Raw genomic sequence first — 23,108 nt, forward strand, 5'->3', positions numbered from 1 at the left:
GACTTATCGGCAAGCGTAAAGACGCCTGCTGTTTCCGCCATCCGGCTAACTTTTCGCTTATTCAATGTCGTGCCCGGAGCCAATTAAAAATTCACTTGACGGTGATTCACCGCGCCCCGTATAACGGCAAAGCTGATTTCAAGAGCCGCTCCGAGTGCGCAATGCCTCAGGGATATTCCTTATGGATAAACTGGCAAAGGATTGAGGCATTGAGGGCATTGCCCGATTTGATAATTCGTTGAGGGAACACTGGAAAATGGAAACAGGTATCGTCAAATGGTTTAACGATGCTAAGGGCTTTGGCTTCATTACGTCGGACTCGGGTGGCGAAGATCTTTTTGCGCATTTCTCGGAAATTCGCAGTGAAGGATTCAAATCGCTGAAGGAAAATCAGCGCGTGTCGTTCGACGTCAAGGCCGGTCCGAAAGGCAAGCAGGCGGCAAACATTCAGCCGCTATAAGCTGCGTACCGCTGCCCCGCTCGCTGCGGGGCGCGCATGCGGTCCAAAGCCCTCGCGTTAATCGCGGGGGCTTTTTTATTTGTTTTGCCATGCATTATTTTTTCGACCTGATATCGAATCAGAATTTGACGTTTCAAAACGGATTGGCGCGTCGGCTTTACCATTCTTTAGCAGCAGACCGGTCGGCAAAGGCACGTGGGGCGCAAGCCGCAATGCCGCCGGCGTCATGTACAGGCGGTCGGCGGCCGCTAATTAGTGCATACTTGGCGCAAAGTCACGCGTCCAAGCATCCTTTTTCATGTCCGAACAGTTTCTGGCCGAACCGGCCCTCGCTGAGCCTATCGTCTTCGTCGATCTTGAAACCACCGGCGGCTCGACCAACGAGCACCGCATTACCGAGATCGGTGTCGTGGAAGTGGGGCCGACCGGTGTCACGCGCTGGAGCAGCCTCGTCGATCCGCAGCAGCCGATCCCCTCGTTCATCCAGCAGCTCACCGGAATCACGAACGCAATGGTGCGCGGCGCGCCGACATTCGACGTCATCGCACCCGAGCTTTTCGCGCGCCTCAACGGTAAGCTGTTCGTCGCGCATAACGCGAGCTTCGACCGGGGCTTTCTGCGCGGCGAGTTCCGGCGCGCCGGCATTTCATTCGACCCGGACGTGCTGTGCACTGTGCGCCTGTCGCGCGCGCTATTTCCTTCCGAAAAGCGCCACGGGCTCGATGCGCTGGTCGAGCGCCATTCACTTGTGCCGTCTGACCGCCATCGCGCGCTCGCCGACGCCGACCTGATCTGGCAGTTCTGGCAGCGCCTGCACACTCTTGTGCCGCTGGACGTGTTGCGCGCGCAGATCGAACGTACGATGCGCCGCTATCGGCTGGCCGGCGACATCACTGAAGATCTGCTCGAGACGGCGCCTGCCGGCTGCGGCGTCTATGCGTTCTACGGGGACGACGATTTGCCGCTGTATGTCGGGCGCAGCGTACGGATCCGTCAGCGGCTTCGCGCGCATCTGACAGGTGAGCGGCGCTCATCGAAGGATATCCGGCTCGCGCAGCAGGTAAGGCGGGTCGAGTGGCGTGCCACGGGCGGCGAGTTGGGCGCGATGCTCGCGGAGGCGCAATGGATCGCGACGCTGCGCCCGGGTCACAATCGCTTGCCACGCGTTACGAAGAGCGATCCGATCGACGCGCCGTGGCCCTTCCAGGGGCCCGTCGTTTTCGAGGAGCGCGAGGAAGCGTCGCACGCGTGCGCTTTCCATGTCGTCGACCGGTGGCGTTATATCGGCCACGCGCCGTCGCTGGCGCAGGCAGCGGAGCTTCATGCCTCGCGTGCGCCCAGCGGCTTTGAGTTGTCGACGTACCGGATTCTGCAAAGCCACCTTGCGCGTGGTTTGCGGATGACGCCGCTGAATATCACGGCCGCCGAGACCGTCCTGGGAGTCGCCTGACTGTCCCGGTCACTTGCAGAGGCGCCTCTCAGCGAGGAGGGGCGAGTCTTGCCCTCATTGCCCACCTTCACCCAGTAGCGCCGACGCCGCCGGTTTGGCACACATGTCCAAGCGCGCGAGTCAGTGCATTCGACCGCGTCGAGTCATAGCGGGTCAGCGATTTCCAGTTCGCCAGCGATTGCGCCACTCGCGACGGACAATCCGGCGCCGCGCGCAACGGCTGCACACGAACGAGACCGGCGATGAGCGCTTGCGTCATGCGGTCCAACTGCGGTCGCGTGCTCGTCGCAAGGTCCGGGGCCGGTTCTTGTGGCGGCTGAGTCGCACGCCAGCTAGCGAACAGCGCGTTTTGCACTTCCTTGCTGGCGTCGATCTGATCCTGAAAGAAGGCGCGCGCGAACGCGGGATCGAGGTCGGTGGCCGCCGCGCGTTTCTGCACATCCGCGAGCAGCGCCTCTTCGCGTGGCTTGTCGGTGATTGCCTGACGATTCGCCCACTTCCAGCGCGCCACCGGCTCAGCCAGCGCAAGACGTTGCGACGCAAGTGCAATCAGGTTGGTGAGCGCGGTGTCGTCACCGTCGGCAAGAGCGGGGGCGGGTGCAAAAGCGGCGCAGGCGAACACTGCGAGCGCGCACGGAGCGGCAAAGCGGAACATGCGGGTCATAGGCTAGGCGAGGAGACTGGACGATGGCCGGGCGGCCGCGGAGAAAACCAGAAGAATAGACGATGTCCGATCGCGTAGGCGCGTTCGCCCGCGAGGGAGTCGCTGCTGGATTTCAGCGGAAGAGGTGTCTGGAGACGAGCGAAGTCGCGCGATGCTCAGCGGCGCGGGCTGATATCAGGCGCGAGGGCTCGCGTGGTCGAACCGTCGAAACCAGCAAGGTTGCAAGCGGAGACTGCAAAGCGCGCAAGCGACCGCTCCTGGTGTCACTAGCACCGGGACAGTTACTGCGTTGCGCCACTGCACAATTACTTTGCGTCGCACGACTTACGTTGTTCGTCGAAGAAGGCGCGCACATGCTCCGGCAATTCCGCACCCAAAAATTCGACGCCGACAGGTTCCGGATCCGGGCTAAAGACTTTATCCGGGGTCGGAATCTTCGGTGGTTTGGCATCCATGATCTTCTCCTTTACAAACCCATTATCTGCCTCGGGCCCCGTTTTGCACCAGTGTCCGATTCACATCACAGCGTCTCTGTTGCTTTAACGGCACATCGCACCATTTCAGCAGGCTCTTCTGATTAAATTTATAGGTTCGCTGCCGCTCTTCCTCTGTGCTCCTGCGTACGTTCAGCGTTCCAATTCTTCATTCGATTCCTCGCGGGCCTTGACCGGCGGGCTTGTGGCGCCAGGCCAGGCTTTCCCGATCAATTAGCGCTTCCGTCATTCCGGGTATTCCCCGATTAATTCGGATTTTGTGCAGTGCCGCATCGGAATGATTTTCTGTGCTGAAACTCGAACGTTCGTTTATTACCGACTGGGATGAGAAACCGGCGCGGCTGCCTTATGCTCTTTGTAAACGAGCGACGTGTCGCGTCGTTGACGATGAGCGGCAGTTTTTAAGAGGCCGTCGAAAATCCGGCTATAAACGTCAGCAGTTTGCGACAAAGCATCATTTTTCGATGACGCCACCGGCAGTGGCGACAGCGACTCCTATGATGCGAAGAGGTATCGACAACCCAGGGTGCGTTGGGCAACGGACGCGCTTGTGCCGATCCGGAAGATGGTCATCTTCGCTTTCAGAGAGTTCGCCATGGAAAACGCTGTGTACTGGAATGGACGGCAGGTCGGGATCGAATGCGACGGACGCATCTCGTGGTTTCCGTCAGCGCCGCCGGAAGCGGTCGCTGCATATTGCGGCAAGCCGCAAACGGAAGGGGAGCGTTCAGGTGCAACAAACGATTCTGTTGTCGCGCGCAACCTGGTCAGGATCCCGGACTCGCACTTCGACGGCACCAACTTTCGTGGGTAGCCAATAGCCGAAGAGATGCCCGGATGTCTATGCAGAGTGTCGACGAAAAACAAAAAGCCCAGTCGTGAGGACTGGGCTTTTTGCTTGAATCTTGATGGTGCCGGAAAGAGGAATCGAACCCCCGACCTTCGCATTACGAATGCGCTGCTCTACCGTCTGAGCTATTCCGGCATCAGGAGAAACGAGATTATAGGGACTTCTTTATTGGCTTGGCAAGTGCCTCGGTCACTTTTTTGTTTCGAGATGGTAGCGGGTCACCCGATCGACTTCATTCTTCGAGCCGAGGAACACCGCAACGCGCTCATGCAGGCTTTTGGGCTGAATGTCGAGAATGCGTTTTTCGCCGTTGGTCGCTGCGCCGCCTGCCTGCTCGACGATAAACGCCATCGGATTCGCTTCGTACATCAGGCGCAGCTTGCCGGGTTTGTCCGGCGTGCGTTTGTCCGCCGGGTACATGAAGATGCCGCCGCGATTCAGAATACGGTGCACGTCCGCGACCATCGAGGCGATCCAGCGCATGTTGAAGTCGCTCTGACGCGGTCCTTCCTTACCTTGCTTCAGTTCGCCAATGTATTGCTCGACAGGCGGATACCAGTGGCGTTCGTTCGACGCATTGATCGCATACTCGCGCGTCTCGACAGGAATGCGCATATCGCTTTGCGTGAGCACCCACGAACCGAGCTCACGGTCGAGCGTGAAGCAGTTCACGCCGTTGCCGGTAGTCAGCACCAGCACGGTTTGCGGTCCATACACCGCATAACCCGCGGCGACCTGCTGCGTGCCAGGTTGCAGGAACGACTGCTCGGTCGGCTGCTGGCCGTCCGGGCAGCGCAGCACTGAAAAGATCGTGCCGATGGACACATTTACGTCGATGTTCGACGAGCCGTCGAGCGGATCGAACACGAGCAGGTACTCGCCCTTCGGATAGTTCGCGGGGATCGGGAAGAACTGCTCCATTTCCTCGGACGCCATGCCTGCGAGATTGCCGCCCCATTCGTTCGCTTCGAGCAGAATCTCGTTGGACAGAATGTCGAGCTTCTTCTGCACCTCGCCCTGGACATTCTCGCTGCCCGCCGTGCCGAGTGCATCACCCAACGCGCCCTTGCTGACGTGATAGCTGATCGCCTTGCATGCGCGCGCGACGACTTCGATCAAAAGCCGCAGGTCGGCCGGCAGGTTATTGGTTTCCCGCTGCTGCTCGATCAGGTACTTCGTGAGAGTGGTACGACGTTGCAAGGACATTGCTGTACTCCAGGAGGCTTGAGGAATATCCCGATTTTAACCGCTCGGTGTGTCCGCTCCGTGCTTTTACTATCTGTAGAAAAATGAAACGCGAGTACGGCGCGGCAGCGAACCCAGCGGCGAGCGGAAGCAACGGCGGCTGGTCAGCCTTTGCGCCGGGTCTTGCCGCTTGCCGCGGCAGCGTATGCACGAAGCCAAATGGCTAACGTCGACGCGGACAGCGCTGAGCCGCGTCAAGCAATGCAGGCGAAAAAAAGCCGGCCACGCGTGCCGGCTTTTCCAAACTGAGCACTGCTTAAATCTGCATCATGCGATCGCCTTCTCGACGATTTCGCGCACGTCGCGCGACTTGACCTGCGACGCCACTTTCTCGAGCGCCGCACGCATGCCTTCGCGCAGCGTTGGTGTAAAGCGGCGCCACAGCTCGAGCGAGCGCGCGAGGCGGGCGGCCACTTGCGGATTGATCGCGTCGAGCGCGATTACCTGGTCCGCCCAGAACGCATAGCCTGAGCCGTCTTCGGCGTGGAATTGCGCAGGGTTCGCCGCGCAGAAGCTGAAAATCAGCGAGCGCGCGCGGTTCGGATTTTTCAGATTGAAGGCCGGATGCGCCATCAGCTTGCGAACGATGTCGATCACCGGACGCTGCGCGCTGCCGCGCTGCGTGGCCTGCAAGGCGAACCACTTGTCGATCACGAGCGGTTCTTTCTCGAAGCGGCGGTAGAAGTCGTCCAGCGCGTGCTGTGCCTCGGCGCTGCCGCCGTTGGCCGCCGCCGCGTTGAGCAACGCGGACAAGGCTGCGGCGCGGTCGGTCATGTTGTTCGCGGCATCGTATTGCGCCGCCGCGAGCCGCACGGCTTGCGCAGGATCGTCGAGTTCGGTGAGATAGGACAGCGCCAGGTTCTTCAGCGCGCGATGGCCGGCCGCCGTCGGCGTGGCCTCGTACGGCCCCGGCGTACGGTGCCGCTCGTAGATCTTCAGCCATTCGCCCTTGAGCGCATTGGCAAGACGCTTACGCACGAACTGCCGCGCTGCATGTACGGCCGACGGATTCGATTCCGCCATCTGTTCGGCGAGATACGCTTCGGACGGCAGCATCAGCGCTAGTTCGCGAAACGCCGGCGACAGCGACTCGTCCGTGAGCACGCGTGCGAACGCGGCAACCACCGAGTCGTCCAGCTGCAGTTCGGCGCCGCCCGCGGCGCGTGCCGCGAGCGTCAGCAGCTCGCGCGTCGCAAGCCGCTGACCGGCTTCCCAGCGGTTGAACGGATCGCTGTCGTGCGCGAGCAGGAACGCCAACTCTTCCACCGAGTAATCGTATTCGACGATCACCGGCGCCGAGAAATTGCGCAGCAGCGAGGGCAGCGGCTCCTGTCCGACGTTGACGAACGTAAAGGTCTGCTCGGTCTGCGTCAATTCGAGCACGCGCGTCGTGGAGCCTGACGCTTGCGCCTCGCCTTCCAGTTGCAGCGGCAGATCTTTGCCGTCCTTGCCGATCAGGCCGATCGCAAACGGAATGAGCAGCGGTCCCTTCTGCGTTTCGCGTGCCGCCGGCGCGGCCTCGCCGTAACCCTGCGCGAGCGTCATGCTGTAGCGTTGCGAGCCGGCGTCGTAAGAAGTATGCACAGAGACGCGCGGCGTTCCCGCCTGGCTGTACCAGCGCTCGAATTGCGCGAGGTCGCGGCCGTTCGCGTCGGCGAGCGCATGGCGGAAATCGTCGCATGTCACGGCCTGGCCGTCATGACGCTTGAAATACAGGTCCATGCCTTTGCGGAAACCCTCCCGGCCGAACAGCGTCTGGTACATCCGCACGACTTCGGCGCCTTTTTCGTACACCGTCATCGTGTAGAAGTTGTTGATCTCGACGTAGCTCTCCGGACGCACCGGGTGAGCCATCGGGCCGGCGTCTTCGGCGAACTGCATCTGGCGCAGCACGCGCACGTCTTCGATGCGCTTGGTGGCGCGCGCCGCTTCATCGCTGCCTTGAGTCTGGCCGCCCGCCATGTCGGCGGAAAATTCCTGATCGCGGAACACCGTCAGGCCTTCCTTCAGGCTCAACTGGAACCAGTCCCGGCAGGTCACGCGGTTGCCGGTCCAGTTGTGGAAATACTCGTGGCCGACCACCGCCTCGATGTTGGCGAAGTCGGTGTCCGTAGCCGTCTCGGGGTTGGCCAGCACGTACTTCGTATTGAAGATGTTGAGCCCCTTGTTCTCCATCGCACCCATGTTGAAGTCGCTCACGGCGACGATCATGAAGCGGTCCAGATCGAGCTCGAGCCCGAAACGCTGTTCGTCCCAGCGGATCGAGTTGATCAGCGAATCCATTGCGTGACGGGTCTTGTCCAGATCGTGCGGCTCGACCCACACCTGCAGCAACTTTTCCTTGCCCGAGCCGGTTGTCACGCGCTCTTCGAGTGCCACCAGCTTGCCCGCCACGAGCGCGAACAGATAACTTGGCTTCCTGAACGGGTCTTCCCAGCGCGCGAAATGGCGGCCGTCCGGCAGATCGCCTTCCTCGAGCAGATTGCCGTTCGACAGCAGCACTGGATAGTCGGCCTTGCTGGCTCGCAGTGTGACCGTGTAGGTCGCCATCACGTCCGGACGGTCGAGGAAGTAAGTGATGCGCCGAAAGCCCTCCGCCTCGCACTGCGTGAAGAAGTTGCCGCTCGACACATACAGCCCCGACAGCGTGGTATTCGCAGCCGGATTGCAGATGCTGGTGAGCGTGAGTTCGAAACGATCGGGCACATTGTCAAGCACGAGACCATGCTCGTGCGCATGCGCGTTGGCGAAGGGCTGGCCATCGAGCGTCGCGCCGACGAACTCCAGTTGTTCGCCCATCAGTTCCAGATGCGGCGCGCGCGCGGCATCCGGGTTGCGGCGCACCTGCATCGTGTTCCTGACGACGGTGCGTTCGGGCAGCAGATCGAACTCGAGTGCGACGGTGTCGATCAGGAAGGCGGGCGGCGCATAATCGGCGCGGCGGATCACATTGGGCGTTGCGGTATCGGCCATGGCGTTCTGTGGTGATGGGACTCGAGCGGCCGGCACGCGGGCACGCGCGCCGGGCTTGTCGGGCCATTGTACAAAGCCTCGGGCAATCGTGCGGAGCGCCTTTCTCGGGATAGCCATTCGGCCAAGGCGCGCTCGGACGCCCGCGCCGGTCATGCTGCTGCGGCATTGCAGCCGGAACGGCGCGGCGCCAGTGACGGTCTACGTACAATGCAAGAAGGACCAACGCGAACGCTTCACGAGGTAGACCATGAAAACAAATTCCTGGGCGCGCCGCGCCATGCTGCTTTTCGCGGCGCTGACTGTGCTGCTCTCTGGTTGCACGACTTATGTGACCACGCAGGTCACCGCGTTTTCCGACTGGAGCGGCAGCGACGCGACCCGCACCTACGCGTTCACACGCGAGCCGGATCAGCGAAACAACCTGGAACTGAGCACCTATGAGCGGATCGTCGCCAACGAACTGGCCACCCACGCGTTCCGCCAGGTCGACAGCAACCAGGCGCGCTATCTGGTGGGACTTTCGTACGGCATCCGCTCCGACATGGTGACGGTCTCCGAGCCGGTGTACTACAACCCATGGCCTGCGCCTTATTGGGGCTGGGGCCGGCCGTTCGATCCGTGGGGACCCTGGGGCCCGTTTCCCGCCGGCTATGTGAACCAGAGCTACCCGATCTTCACGCATCTGCTAGGCGTGCGGATCACCGAGCGGGCCACAGGCAAGGAGGTCTACAACGTGAGCGCGCGCAACTCGGGCGGCGAGTCGTCGCTGGTGCGGGCCATGCCGTATCTGGCGCGCAGTGCGCTTGCCGACTTCCCGCTCGGCAACGGCGTCGTGCGTACCGTCAAAATTCCGCTCGACAAGAACGGCGGCACGTCGAACGAAACCGCCGTTCCCGCCGCGGCGCCTGCTGCTGCATCGGGAGCGAAAGCGGTGCAATGACAGAACAAAATCGTGGGCCGCGGTCACGCGCGATCCGGCGGGCGCCGGCATCGCGCCTATTGTGAAAGCTGTCGGGAGCGGTTCAAAGCTGACAGGGCGGTCCAGAGATGTTCGCAGCGGTTCAGAGTCGTTCGGAATCCACCGCCGAACTCGGAGCTATCCAAAGCCGTTCACAGCCCCGCGCCGGACAACGCCATCGCGCCCAGCACCACGAACAGTACGGCGGCGATACCGTGCACCAGCTTCGTCGGCAGACGGTGCGCGAAGCGGCCGCCGAGCAGAATGGCCGGCACATTCGCGAGCATCATGCCGAGCGTGGTGCCCGCCACCACGCCGAAGAAATCGTGAAAGCGGGCCGCGAGCGCAACCGTCGCGATCTGCGTCTTGTCGCCCATTTCCGCGAGAAAGAAGGCAACAACAGTCGCGCCGAACACGCCAAGATGCGTGCGGTTCGCGTTGGCTTCGTCGTCGTCGAGCTTGTCGGGCACGAGAATCCACAATCCCATGCCGATAAACGAAATGGCCAGCGCCCAGCGCATGATGGTTGGCGTGAGCAGTGAGCCGAGCCATGCGCCGAGCGCGCCCGCGCCCGCGTGATTGACGAGCGTCGCGACCAGCACGCCGAGAATAATCGGTGCCGGCTTGCGATACCGGGCGGCCAGAACCAGCGAGAGCAATTGCGTCTTGTCGCCGATCTCGGCGAGCGCGACCGCTCCCGTGGAAATGAGAAATGGGTGAATCACGTTGTTTTGAATCCACGGGCCGAGAAATGAACGAGCGACGACCCACGACACGCCGGGCCCAATTGCGGCGGGGTGTGGGTCATCGGTCTCGCCAGGCCAGAGGCTGCGGCTGCCATGGCCGTGATGGCCAAGTCTGTTGACAGGCGCCCCCGCAAGCGCACGTTCAGCGAGCCGGGCCTCATGGCCGGGCGAACACGCGGCGGGGCGGCTACTCCCCAATGAGGGGCGGATTATAGCAGGCGCGGCGGCGTGGGTAATCCGGCCGCCGGGACAAGGGGCGGCGCCCGCACGTAACGGCAGCGCACGCATGTAACCGCCGCGGATGTGCGGGAATCGCAACAGCCTTTGCGGAAAGTTAATTGAAAGTATCCGGTCGATTTTCTTTGTCGGTGTCGCCGCGCCGGGACCGCGAATCCACAGAAGCCCCGTCTACAGGGGATTCCCAAGGTGCCGTCGGAAATTTCTGCAAATTGGCAATAACGTTCGAAGCACCGTCGCAACGGCGAGACGGATACAGATGGATACGTCTTTAGAGGCTGATTTAATTCAGAATATTCAGTATGATTCCGGCGACTATGGGAGCCCGAGCCAAACCACAAGGCGAATCGTCAAAGGGTCTAAATAATCGGGCCAAAGTGCCGTTAATTCGCTGAATCCTACAAAAGAAGTCTGATTGGCCTCCGGCTGGAGATTGCCGGTCCGCGCGGCGCGCATACGCTGTGACGGCTGCTATTCCGTCAGGCGCTTCAGCCTCTCCTTGCTTCTACGCGCGAACACCGATATGCCCGATCCGCACTGGACTATTCCGGTCGCTCGCTGGTCTAGCTGGCCTGCCGCCACCTCTGCCGCACCCGACATCGGCTTTATCGAGCCGATCGTGCGGCGGCGTCTCAGCACGCTCTCCCGAGTCGCGCTGAAGGTCGCGCACGACTGTGTCGGCGCGACCGAGGCGCGCGTCGTGTTCGCGTCCCGGCACGGCGAACTGCGCCGCACCACGGACATTCTCCGCGCCATCAGTTCCGGCGAGCCGGTCTCGCCGACCGCCTTCAGCCTCTCCGTGCTCAATGCGATGACGGGCGTATTCGGCATCGCGCGCGGCGACCGCTCGGCGGCAAGCGCCATTTCGGCCGGCCCGGAAACGCTCGGTTACGCGCTGCTCGAAGCGTATGCGCAACACGCGACGCAGCCGGCCTCGCCGGTGCTGCTCGTGTATGCCGACGAGCCGGCCGACCCGGCATACGGCACGATCGAAGACGAAGTGCAGGGCGGAGCCATCGCGATTCTGCTCAGCAGCGAAACCGTGGACGGGCACCTCGTGTGCACGCGATCCGCAGCGCCGGGCGAGCAAGAGGCGCAAGAGGCGCAAGAGGCGCAAAATTTGCAGCAAGCTGCCGCGCCCGCCGTAACTGCCGCCAACACCGCACCGGAAGCAGCCAATTGCGCGGAACCCGCAACCTCCTTCGCCACGCAGAGCCAGGCGCTGCTGCATTGCCTCGCAACCGGCAAGCCCGCCGCCTGGCAAGGGTCCGGCGTCCTATGGCAGTGGGGATGGCATGACCGCGCGGTTTGATTACGCCTGGCGATTCTTCGCCACCGGCATGGCGTTCGTGGTGTTCGGCATCTGCGGCGTGCTGTTTTCGTTGCTGGTGTTTCCGCTTGCGTGGCTGTGGCCGCATCGCGCATCGCGGCAGTTCGCGGTAACGAGCGTGATCCACTGGTTTTTCCGCGCGCTTGTCGCCGTATTGCAGCGGATCGGCGTGATGGAGCTGGAAGCAACTGGCGCGCAGGCATTGCGCTCGCGCCGGGCGTCGATCGTGGTGGCGAATCACCCCACCTACCTCGACGTCATGGTGCTGCTTTCCCTCACGCCGCACGCATGCTGCGTCGTGAAGAACGCGCATTGGAGCAACCCGTGTTTCTGGGGCATCGTGCGCTCGGCAGAGTATGTCAGCAACGCGGACCCCGCGGAGCTTGTCGAAGCGGGCGCGAGGCAACTCGCGGCAGGCTATACGATGATCATTTTTCCGGAAGGCACGCGCAGCCCCGCGCGCAACCGGCTGCATGCGTTTTCGCGCGGTTTCGCGCACATGGCGCTCAAGGCTGAGGCGCCGATCGTGCCGGTGCTGATGGATTGCGATCCGCCCGCGTTCACCAAAGACATGCGCTGGTACGACGTGCCCGCGCGAGCGTTCCGCATGCGCGTAAACGTGCTCGAGCCGCTCGTCGTGGACCGGCTCGCGACAGACGACACTCCACCGGCTCTCGCTGCGCGCAGCGTGACGAGCGCCGTCGAAGCACACATTACTCAGCACCTGTTCGATTATGGATTCTTTAAAACTGGAAATTAAGCAGCTCCTGATCGAAGCACTCGATCTGGAAGACCTGAGCCCCGCCGATATCGACGACGACGCACCGTTGTTCGACACCGACGGTATCGGTCTCGATTCGATCGACGCACTGGAAATCGGCATCGTGCTGCGCAAACAATATCAATTGACCATTGCGGCAAACGACGAACGCACGCGCGAACACTTCCGCTCGATCAGCACGCTGGCCGCGCTGGTGGCGAGTCAGCGCGAAGCGGCGCATACCGCGAACGAAACCAACAGCAAAGGGGAATGACCGTGTCCGAGGCAGAGATTCTTGAACGCGTCCGCGCCATCTTCAAAGAGAACTTCGCAATCGAGCCCGAGAGCGTGACGCCCGACGCGCATCTGTTCGAAGACCTCGATCTGGACAGCATCGACGCGGTCGATCTCGCGATCAAACTGCAGGAAATGACGGGACGGCGCATCAAGCCGGAAGAGTTCAAGTCGGTGCGCACGGTCGGCGACGTGATCGTTGCGGTGGAATCGCTGCTGGCGGCCCAAGGCTGATGCCCGCCACGCGCTCGCGAATGCCGGCAGTGGAGGATCGTGCCGCCGGTGCTTCGTCCACGGCCGGGCGCCATTGGGTCAAGGCCGTCGTGCAAGTGCTGGTGAAGCTCGCGTATCCGGCGTTGATTCTGTGCGCATGGCGTTGGGACACGCCGCGCTATGTCGGCTGCATGCTGTTTGCGATTCTGTGGCTGCAGCGCTGGGCCGGCAGTGGTCCGGTCGCGACTTCTCTGCGCCGTCTTTCCGCAATTGACTGGACCGTGGTCGGTTTGCTCAGTTGCGCGTCGGCGGCCATCGTGTTCACTAACAGCGAGCTGCTGTTGCGCCTCTATCCGTCGCTCGTCAATCTCGGTCTTCTGATCGCGTTCGGCGCAACGCTCGTGCGCGGACCGTCGATGATCGAGAAATTCGCGCGCCTCGGCAAAGCCGATTTGCCGCCGGGCGCCGTCCGCCACACAAGGCGTGTCACTCAGGTGTGGTGCGTGTTCTTTTTGCTGAACGGCGCTTTTTCCGCCTATACCGCGCTCTACTGGAGCCGCGCGAACTGGTCGCTGTATAACGGCGCGCTTGCCTATCTGCTGATCGGCGTGTTGCTGATCGCGGAAGTGGTGTGGCGTTATCTCGTCGTTCTGCCGCGAGCCGCGCGTTCGGAGGCGGCATGATCGCGCTGCACGATCTGTTGGCCGTTCCGCTGGATGCTGCCGGCCGCAATGTTCCGGTTTGCCGCGACCGCGCCGCAATGCTCGACCGCGCCGCGTTTCGCGCGCGTGTGGCGACGCTGGTTGCGTTGGTGCAAGCACAGGCCGCGCAACGCTACGCGTTATGTATCGACGATCCGTTCGATTTCGCCTGCGCGTTGTTCGCGCTCTTCGCCTGTGGCAAGGAGCCGGTGATTCCGGCAAACGCCACGCCCGGCTACCTGGCCGATCTCGCCGAAGCGTACGACGTCGTATTGACAGACGCGATACTGCCGCCACACGCGCAAGCCGATGCGCTCGCGCCAGTACACAACGTCAGCATCGACCCGCAAGCACCGCTCACGCTGTACACGTCCGGCAGCAGTGGCCGTCCGAAGCCGATCCGCAAGACGCTTGCGCAGTTCAACGCCGAAGTGCATACGCTAGAAAAGCAGTGGGGCGCGCTCGTCGGTGACGCGACGATGCTCGCGAGCGTGCCGCATCACCATATCTACGGTCTGCTGTTTCGCGTGATGTGGCCGCTTGCCGCCGGCCGCGCATTCGACCGCGAAATCAGCATCGAGCCTCAGCATCTGCAAGCACAACTCGCGCAATGCGGCGCGGCCGTGATCGTATCCACGCCCGCACAGTTGTCGCGCTGGCCCGCGTTACCGGGCTTTGCCGAATTGACACCTGCGCCGCGCGCGTTTTTTTCGTCGGGCGGTCCGCTCGCGCTCGAAGCCGCACAGCAATATGCGGCCGCTTACGGCGCCGCGCCGCTGGAAATTTATGGCAGCACGGAGACAGGCGGTATCGCATGGCGGCGGCAGGACCACGGCGATGCATGGCAACCGGTAACCGGCATTCAAGTGCGGCGGGACGAGGACGGCGCGCTCAACGTGCGCTCGCCGCATCTCGATCACGGCGGCTGGCATCGTACGGACGACAAGATCGCATTCGACGCGCAAGGCCGCTTCCGTTTGCAGGGGCGTCTTGATCGCGTGCTCAAGCTCGACGGCAAGCGCGTTTCGCTGCCGGAACTGGAAGCGCGTCTCGCGCTGCATCCGTATGTGATGCAGGCGGCCATCGTGCCGCTTGAAGGCGGCGCTCGTGAGCGCGTCGGCGCTGTCGTCGCGTTGACAGAGGCAGGAAACGAAGCGTTGCGCGACGAAGGCCGAGTGTTACTCGCGCAAAACCTGCGGCGCCATCTCGCCGGTTATTTCGACGTTGTCGTGCTGCCGCGCCATTGGCGCTTCCGTCTCGCGCTGCCGTTCGACGCGCGCGGCAAGCTGCCGGTGTCCGCAGTCGCAGCAGCGTTCGAGCCGCGCCCTGAAGGCTTCGAGCTACTCGCCGAGGCGCGCAGTGGCGACACGCTGCACTACGAGCTGCGCGTGCCACCCACGCTCACGCACTTCGCCGGCCACTTCCCCGGCTTGCCGATTCTGCCGGGCGTGGTGCAGGTCGACTGGGCGATGCGTCTTGCCGCCGAACACGTGCCGTGCGTGCGCGCCGCGGCTTCGATCGACCGTCTGAAGTTCATGGCGCCGGTCGCGCCGGGCGCGGTGCTCAAGCTCACGCTCGCGCACGATGCCGCGCGCCGGCGCGTGCAGTTTGCGTACCGGCTGAATGAGCGCGAATGCGCGTCGGGCGCGATTGTCTATCCGGAGAGCGCGTGATGAGTTTCGCTCCCTGCATCGTGATTCCGATCTACAACCATAAGGATGCGATCGGCGCGACCGTCGCGCATCTCGCGGTACACGGCTTGCCGATCTTCATCGTCGACGACGGAAGCGACGAGGCGACCCGGCAGGTGCTCGCCGAGCTTGCGCGGGACAACGCGGGGCAGGTCACGTTGTTGCGTCTGCCGGTCAACGGCGGCAAGGGTGCGGCCGTGATGGCGGGCCTGCGCGCCGCGCGCCGCGCGAACTACACGCACGCGTTGCAGATCGACGCCGACGGCCAGCACGACGCCACCGATGTGCCGCGTTTTATCGAGGCAGCGCGCACCGAACCCGGTGCGGTCATTCTCGGCCGTCCCGTGTATGACGAGAGCGTGCCGAAGGCGCGCCTCTACGGTCGTTATCTGACACACGTGTGGGTGTGGATCGAAACGCTTTCGCTGACCATCCGCGATTCGATGTGCGGCTTCCGGCTGTATCCGCTTGCACTCGCGTGCGAGCTGATCGACAGCGTGCAATTGCCCACGCGCATGGACTTCGACATCGAGATTCTGGTGCGTCTTTATTGGCGGCGCGCCGCGTTCCGCGCAATTCCCACGCGCGTCACATACGCGAGCGACGGCGTTTCGCATTTCGATGTGTTGTGGGACAACGTGCGCATCAGCCGCAGTCATACGCGCCTCGTGTGCGGCATGCTGCTGCGTCTGCCGCTGCTCGTCGCGCACAAGTTCATGCCGCGCCGTAGCGCACCGGCGGACGCGCCAACCGGGCCCGACGCACAGGACTGGTGGCGTATCGCGGAGCGCGGCAGTCATCTCGGCATGTCGTTGCTCGCGCTGAGCTGCAAGCTGTTCGGCCGCCGTTTCACTGCGCTGTGGCTGCATCCTGTCGTCGCATATTTTCTGCTGACAGGACGTGCGGCGCGCGCGGCCTCGGCCAAATACTTCACGCGTTTGCGCGAGGCCGCGCCGCACGGCGATACGCCGCGCCCTGGCTGGCTCTCGGCGTATCGTCATATGCTGGCCTTTGCGCAATCGGGCTTCGACAAGCTGGCTGCGTGGTCCGGCCGTGTTGGCAATGCGGACGTCAAGTTCGAAGATCCTTCGGCGTTCGAAGCATTGGTCGCGAGCGGCAAGGGCGCGCTCGTGATTGGCGCGCATCTCGGCAATCTCGAGATGACGCGTGCGCTCGCCGCGCAGGGCGCGTATGCGAAAGTCACGGCAGTCGTCTATACCGAACATGCGCGGCGTTTTAACAGCGTGCTCGCGTCGGCGAACAGCGAGTTCGCGCGGCATCTGCTCGAAGTCGCGGACTTCGGGCCCGAAACCGCGATGCTGATGCAGGAGCGCGTCGACGCGGGCGAATTGCTCGTGATCGTCGGCGACCGCGTGCCCGCGCACGAAGCCGGCCGCACCACGAAGGCGCGCTTTCTAGGCGCCGACGCGCCGTTCGCGCAGGGCCCGTATGTGCTCGCTCATGCGCTCGGCTGTCCCGTGTATCTGTTCTTCTGTCTGAAAGAGCGCGACGGTTATCGTCTTTATTTCGAGCCGTTCGCGCAGCGCATCGAGTTGCCGCGCCGCGAACGCACGCAGCATCTCGCAGCGTGGGCGCAGCGTTATGCGGCGCGTCTCGAACACTATTGCCGTAAGGCACCTTATCAATGGTTCAATTTCTTCGATTTCTGGGCCAGCCCCAAGCGAGGCGCGAATGGCCGAACATGATCTGATCGATGTGCCGGATGCCGGCGCTCACACAACTTCGTCGCGCGGCAGTCACGCGGAGCCGGTGGTGATCGGTGCGCGTAAGCTCAGCATCGAGGAAGTCGTCGCCATCGCGCAGCATCGTGCACCGGTCGCATTGAACACGGACCCGGCCTGGCGCGCGCGCATTCAGCGCGGCGCGGATTTTCTGCGCCGCCATCTCGCGGCGGGCGCGACCGTCTACGGCGTCAACACCGGTTATGGCGATGCTTGCGTGGTCGACGTGCCGATGGAACTCGTCGAAGCGTTGCCGTTGCAACTCACGCGTTATCACGGTTGCGGCATGGGCCAGTATCTCGACGACGCGCAGACGCTCGCGGTGATCGCCGCGCGTCTGAACTCGCTCGCCTATGGCTTTTCCGGCGTGCGGCCAGTGCTGCTCGAACGTCTCGCGGACCTCATCAATCATCGCGTGCTGCCGCGCATTCCCGCCGAAGGTTCGGTCGGTGCGAGCGGCGATCTCACACCGCTCTCGTATGTCGCGGCCGCGCTCGCGGGCGAACGCGAAGTGATGTTCGAAGGGCGCCTGCGCGACGTGCGCGAGGTATGGAGCGAACTCGGTCAAACGCCGCTCAGGCTCGCGCCGAAAGAAGGCCTTGCGCTGATGAACGGCACCGCGGTCATGACCGGTCTTGCGTGTCTCGCGTTCGCGCGTGCCGATCATCTGACGCGGCTCACAGCGCGCCTGACTGCACTCTCCACGGTGGCACTGGACGGCCGCGCCGCGCATTTCGATGCGACGCTCTTCGAAGTGAAGCCGCACGCCGGGCAGGCGCAAGCCGCCGCGTGGATACGCGCCGATCTTGAAGGACGCGACGACACGCCGGGCCACCGCTTGCAGGACCGCTATTCGATCCGCTGCGCGCCGCACATCATCGGCGTGGCGCGTGACGCGCTCAGCTGGGTGCGCCGCGACATCGAAAACGAGCTGAACAGTGCAAACGACAACCCGTTGATCGACCCCGATAATGAGCGCGTGCTGCACGGCGGCAACTTCTACGGCGGCCATATTGCATTCGCGATGGACTCGCTGAAGGTGGCGATCGCCAATCTCGCCGATCTGATGGACCGGCAACTCGCGCTGCTCGTCGACGTCAATTTCAACAACGGCTTGCCGCGCAACCTCACTGGCGCGGCGCCCGCGCGCGCGGCCATCAATCACGGCTTCAAGGCCGTGCAGATTTCGTCGTCCGCGTGGACAGCCGAAGCGCTGAAGAACACGATGCCCGCCAGTGTGTTCTCGCGTTCCACCGAGGCCCACAACCAGGACAAGGTCAGCATGGGCACGATCGCGGCGCGCGACTGCCTGCGCGTGCTCGAATTGACCGAGCAGGTGGCCGCAGCGCATACGCTTGCCACGGTGCAGGCCGCGTGTCTGCGTCTGCGGATCGACAGTTCGACGCCAGTGCCCGCGCCGTTGCAAACGTTCATGGAAAGCGTCGCCGCACAATCGCCGTTCGTCGACGAAGACCGCGCGCTCGAACACGATCTGCGTGCGCTGACCGCGCGCATCGCCGCATGCGAATTGCTGCAGGATTACCGCGGAGGTCAGCACGCATGAGCGCCATCCGCAAGGTACTGAGCGCGAGTGCAACGGTCGAGGTGCCGTTTCACGACGTCGACGCCATGAATGTCTGCTGGCACGGCCATTATCTGAAGTACTTCGAGATCGGCCGCGCTGCGTTGTTGCGTGCGTTCGATTACGACTACCGCGAAATGCAGGCATCGGGTTATTTGTGGCCGATCGTCGAAGCGCACCTGAAGTACGTTCGCCCCGCCACGTATGGTCAGAAAATCGACGTGCGCACGCAACTGCTCGAACACGAAAACCGCCTGAAAATAGGCTATGAAATCGTCGATTGCGCATCGGGCACGCGGCTCACGAAGGGCTATACGATTCAGGTCGCGGTCGACGCAGCCACCCAGGAACTGCAGTTCGTATCGCCGCCCGTCGTCTTCGAAAAACTGGAGCGCGTATGGGGACGATGAATGCTCGCGGGCGGCTAACCAAGGTACTGTGTGCGCTTGCGCTGACCGGCGCATTGAGCATGGCTGCATCGTCGGTGTCGGCGGCCTCCGCTGACGGCAATCCCGCACTCGTCTCGCAGATCGCTTCGCACCTCGCCGCGGCCAAAGGCGTGCGCGCGCAATTCACGCAAACGCAAACGCTCGCCGCGATGAAGCAGCCGCTCATCAGCACCGGTTCTTTGCTGTTCCTGCGTGAGCGCGGCGTGATCTGGCAGATTGCAACGCCGTACAAAGCCACCTACGTGATTACCGATGCAGGCATCGCCGAACTCAACGCCAATGGCCAGCGGGTCACGACACACAGCGCGCAAGGCACGCGCGGCGTCGCTCAAGTGTCGAAGATGATGCGCGCCATGTTGGGCGGCGATCTCTCGGCGCTGTATTCGCAATTCGACGTGCAGGCCGAGGGCAGCGCCGCGAAATGGCGCATGCAGCTCACGCCGAATCAGCCACAGATCGCGCAATCCATCAAGAGCTTGCAGATGAGCGGCGGCGATTATCTGCAGAGCTTGCACATTGCGCTTGCCAACGGCGACACCACGCAACTCGAATTCAGTAAAAGCGAGGCGGTGAGCGAACCCGCGCCGGCCGAACGCAGTCTGCTCGGGGCGCCGTAATGGAGTTGCTGCACAGGTCCGCGAGACAGGCGTGGGGCGTGCGCGTCGCGTGGCTGCTGCTCGCGCTCGCCGCGGCGCTGTATTGCGGCTGGCGTTTCGCGGGGCCGTCGCCGTTGCAAACCAATCTGCTGGCGCTGTTGCCCGCGACCGAGGCGGATCCTGTCGCGGAGAAAGCCGTCGATACGCTCGCGAGCGCGCTCGGCGACCGCACAGTTTTTCTCGTCACGAGTCCCGACGACGCGCACGCGAAAACAGCGGCGAAGCAGCTCGGCGCAGCGCTGCAAAAGAGCGGCGCCTTCGCTTCGGTGACGGCGGAGCTGCCGCCGTTCGATCTGTCGCGCATCGCGGCGCTGTACATGCCGCATCGCTTCGGTTTGCTGACGCCCGCCGACCGCGACGCAATCGCGGGCGCCAATGCATCGGACTCCACGCTGCACGACGCGCTCGCTCAGCGGATCTACAGCCCGTTGCGCGGCGGACTCACAACCTCGGTCGCCGACGATCCGTTCGGCTGGCTCGAACATTGGCTCGGCAATCTGCCGCTTGCCACGTCGAATCTGGAACTCGAAGACGGTCTGCTCGTCTCGCACGCAGGCAACGCCACGAGCGTGCTGATCGTCGCGACGCTGCCGGGCTCGGCCTACGAAAGCAGCACGCAGCACGCGGTCATCGCGGCACTCTCGCAAGCCGAAAGCGCGCTGAAGCACGCGTTTCCCGACGTGTCGGTGGCGCGAGCCGGCGCAGTGTTCTACGCCGAATCAGCGCGCAATGCATCGGAGAGCGAGGTGCATGTAATCGGCATCGCGTCGCTCGTCGGCATTGCGTTGCTGATGATGTGGGTGTTCCGCTCGCCGCGCCTGCTTCTGCTCGGTTTCGTTTCTACGGCGCTCGGCATTGTTTGCGCGCTGGCGGTCACGCTGCTCGTCTTCGACAAACTGCACCTGCTGACGCTCGTGTTCGGCGCGAGCCTGATCGGCGAAGCGGTCGATTATTCGATCCAGTATTTCGTCGTGTATCTCGGCGCGGGGCACGACTGGGATGCGCGCCGCGGCGCGCGTGCCGTGCGTCCTGCGTTGAGCGTGGCGCTTGCAACGAGCCTGCTCGGCTACGCGATTCTCACATGGGTGCCGTTTCCCGCGCTCAAGCAGATTGCCTGCTTTGCGATGGCGGGCATCGTGACCGCGTTCGCGTCCGTGATGTGGCTGTTGCCCGCGCTGCTGCCGCGCGCGCCGAAGCGCAGTCCGCGGCGTCTTTTCGAGCGCGCCGCGCGCCTCGTCGGCGCGTGGCATCGTTTGATCGGCGGCAGGCGCGCGTGGTTTGTCGCGGCGCTGTTGCTGATCGCCGCGCTTCCTGGCTGGCTGCGCCTCACCAGCGACGACGACATCCATCTATTGATCCAGCGCGATGCCTCGCTCGTCGCGCAGGAAGATAAGGTGCGCGCGGCCGTGGGCGTGGATAACAGCGCGCAGTTTTTCGTCGTGCGCGGCGAGACGCCGGAGATGGTGTTGCAGCGCGCGGAGGCGCTCGGCGGCAAGCTTGACGCGCTCGACAGCACCGCCGACAAGATAGGCGGCTATCAGTCGGTCGGGCAATTCGTGCCGTCCGCGCGGCAGCAGAATGAAAACCGCGCGTTGCTCGCGCAACATGTCTTCGCCGATCGGGCCGCATTGCGCGCCACGCTGCTGCAAGCAGGCTTCAAGGACGAAGTTGCCGATGCCTGGATCGCCGCGCAATCAAAGCCCCAACCGCTTCTCACTGTCGACCGGTGGCTCGCCGCGCCGTGGTCGCAACCGTATCGACACCTGTGGCTCGGCCAGGTTGACCAACTCGGCGCAAAGAGCAAAGCCTATGCGGCCGTCGTAATCCCGCAAGGCGTGACAGCGCGCAACGAGCCCGCGTTGATCGCCACTGCGCGGACGCTGCCGGGCGTGGTGTTCGTCGATAAGGCTGCGAGCGTGTCGAAGCTCTTCGGCGCGTATCGCGTGGATAGCGGCTGGTGGCTTGGCGGCGCGCTGACGCTTGTTCTCGTGCTGCTGATCGTACGATACGCCGCGCCGCGCGCTGCCTCGCGCGATGTATCTGAGGAAGGCTCTCTCGTGCAACGCTTGCGCGGCGGTGTCGCGGTGACCTTGCCGGTGCTGCTGGCCGTCGGCGTCACGCTTGCCGCATTCGGTTATGCACGCGTGCCGCTCAATCTCTTCAACTGGCTCGCGCTGATGCTCGTGCTCGGCGTCGGCGCGAATTACGCGGTGTTCCTGCGCGAAGGGTGCCTGCGCGCAGACGCCGATCTCGGCGCGGTGTGGACCGGCGTGCTGCTCTCAGCGGCGACTACGCTGCTGTCGTTCGGCATGCTCGGCATGAGCGCGATGCCCGCGTTGAAGAGTTTCGGCGCGACACTCGCGCTCGGCATTGCCGTAGCGGTGCTGCTTGCGCCGATCGGCATGCCATCGGAAAACAGGAGGGCCGCATGAAAGCGCCATCAGTTTATTTGCACGCGCTCGGCATGATCAATGCGCTCGGCGGCGACCTCGACAGCATCGTGCCGGCGCTGGCGGCGAGCGACGCGCGCGGCATGATGACCGTGCACACAGGAATTGGCGACGCGTTTGTCGGCAGCGTGGTGACGCCGCTCGAACTCGCACCGCCTGCGGATCTCGCGCGCTACGACTGCCGTAACAACCGCCTGCTGCTGGCCGCTCTCGCGCAGATCGCGCCCGCTGTCGATGCGGCGCGCGAGCGTTACGGCGCGCATCGAATCGGCGTGGTGCTCGGTACCAGCACCTCGGGTATCGAAGCAGCCGAGGCTGCCTTCGTCTATCAGGCGCAAGCAGGCGCGCTGCCCGCGAACTTCAATTATCGGCAGATGGAGATCGGCACGGCTGCGCCCTTCGCGGCGGCTGCACTCGGCGTGAAGGGACCGGCGTATACGATTTCGACCGCATGCACGTCGAGCGCGAAGGCTTTTGCATCGGCGCGGCGCCTGCTGCAGTTGCAGGTGTGCGACGCCGTGGTGGTGGGCGGTGTGGATTCCTTGTGCGAGCTCACCGTGCAAGGCTTTGCGTCGCTCGAGTCGACGAGCGGCACGCGCAGCAATCCGCTTAGCCGCAACCGTTGCGGCATCAACGTGGGCGAGGGCGCGGCCGTGTTCCTGATGAGCCGCGACGAAGCGGCGGTGCGTCTTGCGGGTGTCGGCGAATCGAGCGACGCGCATCACATTTCGTCGCCAGATCCGCACGGCGTGGGCGGCGAACTCGCGTTGCGCGAGGCGCTCGCGGATGCGGGCCTCGCGCCGTCGTCGATAGGCTATGTGAATCTGCACGCCACGGCGACGCGCAAGAACGACGAGATGGAAGCGAAGCTAATGTCGCGCGTGTTTCCCGAAGGCGTCGCGACGAGCGGAACCAAGCCGCTGACCGGTCATCAACTGGGCGCGGCGGGTGCAACCGAGCTCGGCTTCGTATGGCTCACGCTCGCGCGCGAGGACGTTCCGCTGCCGCGCCATGTGTGGGACGGCGAGGCCGACCCGGCGCTGCCGGTGCTCGACCTCGTAGAAAGCGAACGCTTTTTGCCGCGCGGCGCGGGCACGCAATACGCGATGAGCAACTCCTTTGCGTTCGGCGGCAGCAACGTCAGTCTGATTCTTGCAGGATGA

At 63.5% G+C, this 23,108-nt stretch carries 21 protein-coding genes, 1 tRNA gene and 1 riboswitch; of the genes, 16 read left to right on the forward strand and 6 right to left on the reverse strand.

What is annotated here, in order from left to right; genetic code table 11:
- Positions 1 to 256: 256 nt before the first annotated feature.
- Entirely contained in the window at positions 257 to 460 is a 204-nt protein-coding gene (locus tag A3AC_RS0121880) for a cold-shock protein (protein ID WP_006050182.1), read from the forward strand.
- A 298-nt stretch (positions 461 to 758) separates the two neighbouring features.
- On the forward strand, positions 759 to 1,910 hold the full coding sequence (locus tag A3AC_RS0121885) for an exonuclease domain-containing protein (RefSeq protein WP_025601401.1): 1,152 nt from the start codon (positions 759 to 761) through the stop codon (positions 1,908 to 1,910).
- 67 nt (positions 1,911 to 1,977) lie between these two features.
- Here A3AC_RS0121885 and A3AC_RS0121890 read toward each other — a convergent pair whose 3' ends face one another.
- Together A3AC_RS0121890 and A3AC_RS30775 are read right to left on the reverse strand one after the other, a co-directional pair.
- Entirely contained in the window at positions 1,978 to 2,574 is a 597-nt protein-coding gene (locus A3AC_RS0121890; RefSeq protein ID WP_025601403.1) for a chorismate mutase, read from the reverse strand.
- Positions 2,575 to 2,879: 305 nt separating this feature from the next.
- Positions 2,880 to 3,029, reverse strand: a complete 150-nt coding sequence (locus A3AC_RS30775; protein WP_006050185.1) for a hypothetical protein — start codon at positions 3,027 to 3,029, stop codon at positions 2,880 to 2,882.
- Between the two features lie 604 nt (positions 3,030 to 3,633).
- On the opposite strand from A3AC_RS30775, the gene A3AC_RS29465 reads away from it, so the two are divergent.
- Positions 3,634 to 3,882 (forward strand): hypothetical protein, encoded by a 249-nt coding sequence (locus A3AC_RS29465; RefSeq protein WP_442856518.1) that lies wholly within the window; start codon positions 3,634 to 3,636, stop codon positions 3,880 to 3,882.
- A gap of 95 nt (positions 3,883 to 3,977) precedes the next feature.
- Here A3AC_RS29465 and A3AC_RS0121905 read toward each other — a convergent pair.
- From A3AC_RS0121905 to pepN, 3 genes are all read right to left on the reverse strand, one after another.
- A tRNA-Thr gene (locus A3AC_RS0121905) sits at positions 3,978 to 4,053 on the reverse strand.
- Between the two features lie 54 nt (positions 4,054 to 4,107).
- Positions 4,108 to 5,124: a class 1 fructose-bisphosphatase gene (locus A3AC_RS0121910; protein WP_025601407.1), complete on the reverse strand. Its 1,017-nt coding sequence runs from the start codon at positions 5,122 to 5,124 to the stop codon at positions 4,108 to 4,110.
- Positions 5,125 to 5,430: 306 nt separating this feature from the next.
- On the reverse strand, positions 5,431 to 8,136 hold the full coding sequence (gene pepN / locus A3AC_RS0121915; RefSeq protein WP_025601408.1) for an aminopeptidase N: 2,706 nt from the start codon (positions 8,134 to 8,136) through the stop codon (positions 5,431 to 5,433).
- Between the two features lie 247 nt (positions 8,137 to 8,383).
- On the opposite strand from pepN, the gene A3AC_RS0121920 reads away from it, so the two are divergent.
- Positions 8,384 to 9,076, forward strand: coding sequence for a DUF4136 domain-containing protein (locus A3AC_RS0121920; RefSeq protein WP_025601410.1), 693 nt, complete (start codon positions 8,384 to 8,386; stop codon positions 9,074 to 9,076).
- A 170-nt stretch (positions 9,077 to 9,246) separates the two neighbouring features.
- On the opposite strand, the gene A3AC_RS0121925 is transcribed toward A3AC_RS0121920, so the two are convergent.
- Positions 9,247 to 9,819: a TMEM165/GDT1 family protein gene (locus A3AC_RS0121925; protein ID WP_025601412.1), complete on the reverse strand. Its 573-nt coding sequence runs from the start codon at positions 9,817 to 9,819 to the stop codon at positions 9,247 to 9,249.
- A 10-nt stretch (positions 9,820 to 9,829) separates the two neighbouring features.
- A riboswitch (yybP-ykoY riboswitch) is annotated at positions 9,830 to 10,048 on the reverse strand.
- A 552-nt stretch (positions 10,049 to 10,600) separates the two neighbouring features.
- On the opposite strand from A3AC_RS0121925, the gene A3AC_RS0121930 reads away from it, so the two are divergent.
- Genes A3AC_RS0121930 through A3AC_RS0121985 form a run of 12 tightly spaced genes read left to right on the forward strand, consistent with a single transcriptional unit; the run spans position 10,601 to position 23,108 of the window.
- Complete coding sequence (locus A3AC_RS0121930; RefSeq protein WP_025601413.1) at positions 10,601 to 11,389, forward strand: beta-ketoacyl synthase chain length factor; 789 nt, start codon at positions 10,601 to 10,603, stop codon at positions 11,387 to 11,389.
- A complete protein-coding gene (locus A3AC_RS0121935) occupies positions 11,373 to 12,167 on the forward strand; it encodes a lysophospholipid acyltransferase family protein (RefSeq protein WP_025601415.1) in 795 nt (264 codons plus the stop codon). Before A3AC_RS0121930 ends, A3AC_RS0121935 begins: the two co-directional genes overlap by 17 nt.
- Entirely contained in the window at positions 12,142 to 12,441 is a 300-nt protein-coding gene (locus tag A3AC_RS0121940) for a phosphopantetheine-binding protein (protein WP_013589298.1), read from the forward strand. Before A3AC_RS0121935 ends, A3AC_RS0121940 begins: the two co-directional genes overlap by 26 nt.
- Positions 12,438 to 12,695 carry an acyl carrier protein gene (locus A3AC_RS0121945; protein ID WP_035475604.1) on the forward strand — a complete coding sequence of 86 codons (258 nt, stop codon included), beginning with the start codon at positions 12,438 to 12,440 and terminating at the stop codon, positions 12,693 to 12,695. The genes A3AC_RS0121940 and A3AC_RS0121945 overlap by 4 nt, the downstream gene beginning before the upstream one ends.
- Entirely contained in the window at positions 12,695 to 13,357 is a 663-nt protein-coding gene (locus A3AC_RS0121950; protein WP_025601418.1) for a membrane protein, read from the forward strand. The genes A3AC_RS0121945 and A3AC_RS0121950 overlap by 1 nt, the downstream gene beginning before the upstream one ends.
- Positions 13,354 to 15,048 carry an AMP-binding protein gene (locus tag A3AC_RS0121955; protein ID WP_025601420.1) on the forward strand — a complete coding sequence of 565 codons (1,695 nt, stop codon included), beginning with the start codon at positions 13,354 to 13,356 and terminating at the stop codon, positions 15,046 to 15,048. Before A3AC_RS0121950 ends, A3AC_RS0121955 begins: the two co-directional genes overlap by 4 nt.
- The gene (locus A3AC_RS0121960) at positions 15,048 to 16,772 is read left to right on the forward strand and encodes a glycosyltransferase family 2 protein (RefSeq protein ID WP_025601422.1); all 1,725 of its coding nucleotides are present in this window, start codon (positions 15,048 to 15,050) and stop codon (positions 16,770 to 16,772) included. Before A3AC_RS0121955 ends, A3AC_RS0121960 begins: the two co-directional genes overlap by 1 nt.
- A complete protein-coding gene (locus A3AC_RS0121965; RefSeq protein ID WP_025601423.1) occupies positions 16,759 to 18,372 on the forward strand; it encodes an HAL/PAL/TAL family ammonia-lyase in 1,614 nt (537 codons plus the stop codon). The genes A3AC_RS0121960 and A3AC_RS0121965 overlap by 14 nt, the downstream gene beginning before the upstream one ends.
- Positions 18,369 to 18,800: an acyl-CoA thioesterase gene (locus A3AC_RS0121970; RefSeq protein ID WP_025601424.1), complete on the forward strand. Its 432-nt coding sequence runs from the start codon at positions 18,369 to 18,371 to the stop codon at positions 18,798 to 18,800. The genes A3AC_RS0121965 and A3AC_RS0121970 overlap by 4 nt, the downstream gene beginning before the upstream one ends.
- On the forward strand, positions 18,788 to 19,456 hold the full coding sequence (locus A3AC_RS0121975; RefSeq protein WP_025601425.1) for a LolA family protein: 669 nt from the start codon (positions 18,788 to 18,790) through the stop codon (positions 19,454 to 19,456). The genes A3AC_RS0121970 and A3AC_RS0121975 overlap by 13 nt, the downstream gene beginning before the upstream one ends.
- The gene (locus A3AC_RS0121980; RefSeq protein ID WP_025601426.1) at positions 19,456 to 21,927 is read left to right on the forward strand and encodes an MMPL family transporter; all 2,472 of its coding nucleotides are present in this window, start codon (positions 19,456 to 19,458) and stop codon (positions 21,925 to 21,927) included. The genes A3AC_RS0121975 and A3AC_RS0121980 overlap by 1 nt, the downstream gene beginning before the upstream one ends.
- The gene (locus tag A3AC_RS0121985; protein ID WP_025601427.1) at positions 21,924 to 23,108 is read left to right on the forward strand and encodes a beta-ketoacyl-[acyl-carrier-protein] synthase family protein; all 1,185 of its coding nucleotides are present in this window, start codon (positions 21,924 to 21,926) and stop codon (positions 23,106 to 23,108) included. Before A3AC_RS0121980 ends, A3AC_RS0121985 begins: the two co-directional genes overlap by 4 nt.

Source organism: Burkholderia sp. WSM2230 (genome assembly GCF_000472445.1).
Classification (GTDB): Bacteria; Pseudomonadota; Gammaproteobacteria; order Burkholderiales; family Burkholderiaceae; genus Paraburkholderia.

Coding starts and splice junctions, on each gene's coding strand:
- pepN (WP_025601408.1), bottom strand. CDS start 8,136: ATGGCCGATACCGCAACGCCCAATGTGATCCGCCGCGCCGATTATGCG.
- A3AC_RS29465 (WP_442856518.1), top strand. CDS start 3,634: ATGGTCATCTTCGCTTTCAGAGAGTTCGCCATGGAAAACGCTGTGTAC.
- A3AC_RS0121890 (WP_025601403.1), bottom strand. CDS start 2,574: ATGACCCGCATGTTCCGCTTTGCCGCTCCGTGCGCGCTCGCAGTGTTC.
- A3AC_RS0121975 (WP_025601425.1), top strand. CDS start 18,788: ATGGGGACGATGAATGCTCGCGGGCGGCTAACCAAGGTACTGTGTGCG.
- A3AC_RS0121885 (WP_025601401.1), top strand. CDS start 759: ATGTCCGAACAGTTTCTGGCCGAACCGGCCCTCGCTGAGCCTATCGTC.
- A3AC_RS0121940 (WP_013589298.1), top strand. CDS start 12,142: ATGGATTCTTTAAAACTGGAAATTAAGCAGCTCCTGATCGAAGCACTC.
- A3AC_RS0121910 (WP_025601407.1), bottom strand. CDS start 5,124: ATGTCCTTGCAACGTCGTACCACTCTCACGAAGTACCTGATCGAGCAG.
- A3AC_RS0121930 (WP_025601413.1), top strand. CDS start 10,601: ATGCCCGATCCGCACTGGACTATTCCGGTCGCTCGCTGGTCTAGCTGG.
- A3AC_RS0121955 (WP_025601420.1), top strand. CDS start 13,354: ATGATCGCGCTGCACGATCTGTTGGCCGTTCCGCTGGATGCTGCCGGC.
- A3AC_RS0121935 (WP_025601415.1), top strand. CDS start 11,373: ATGACCGCGCGGTTTGATTACGCCTGGCGATTCTTCGCCACCGGCATG.
- A3AC_RS0121950 (WP_025601418.1), top strand. CDS start 12,695: ATGCCCGCCACGCGCTCGCGAATGCCGGCAGTGGAGGATCGTGCCGCC.
- A3AC_RS0121985 (WP_025601427.1), top strand. CDS start 21,924: ATGAAAGCGCCATCAGTTTATTTGCACGCGCTCGGCATGATCAATGCG.
- A3AC_RS30775 (WP_006050185.1), bottom strand. CDS start 3,029: ATGGATGCCAAACCACCGAAGATTCCGACCCCGGATAAAGTCTTTAGC.
- A3AC_RS0121920 (WP_025601410.1), top strand. CDS start 8,384: ATGAAAACAAATTCCTGGGCGCGCCGCGCCATGCTGCTTTTCGCGGCG.
- A3AC_RS0121965 (WP_025601423.1), top strand. CDS start 16,759: ATGGCCGAACATGATCTGATCGATGTGCCGGATGCCGGCGCTCACACA.
- A3AC_RS0121880 (WP_006050182.1), top strand. CDS start 257: ATGGAAACAGGTATCGTCAAATGGTTTAACGATGCTAAGGGCTTTGGC.
- A3AC_RS0121980 (WP_025601426.1), top strand. CDS start 19,456: ATGGAGTTGCTGCACAGGTCCGCGAGACAGGCGTGGGGCGTGCGCGTC.
- A3AC_RS0121945 (WP_035475604.1), top strand. CDS start 12,438: ATGACCGTGTCCGAGGCAGAGATTCTTGAACGCGTCCGCGCCATCTTC.
- A3AC_RS0121960 (WP_025601422.1), top strand. CDS start 15,048: ATGAGTTTCGCTCCCTGCATCGTGATTCCGATCTACAACCATAAGGAT.
- A3AC_RS0121970 (WP_025601424.1), top strand. CDS start 18,369: ATGAGCGCCATCCGCAAGGTACTGAGCGCGAGTGCAACGGTCGAGGTG.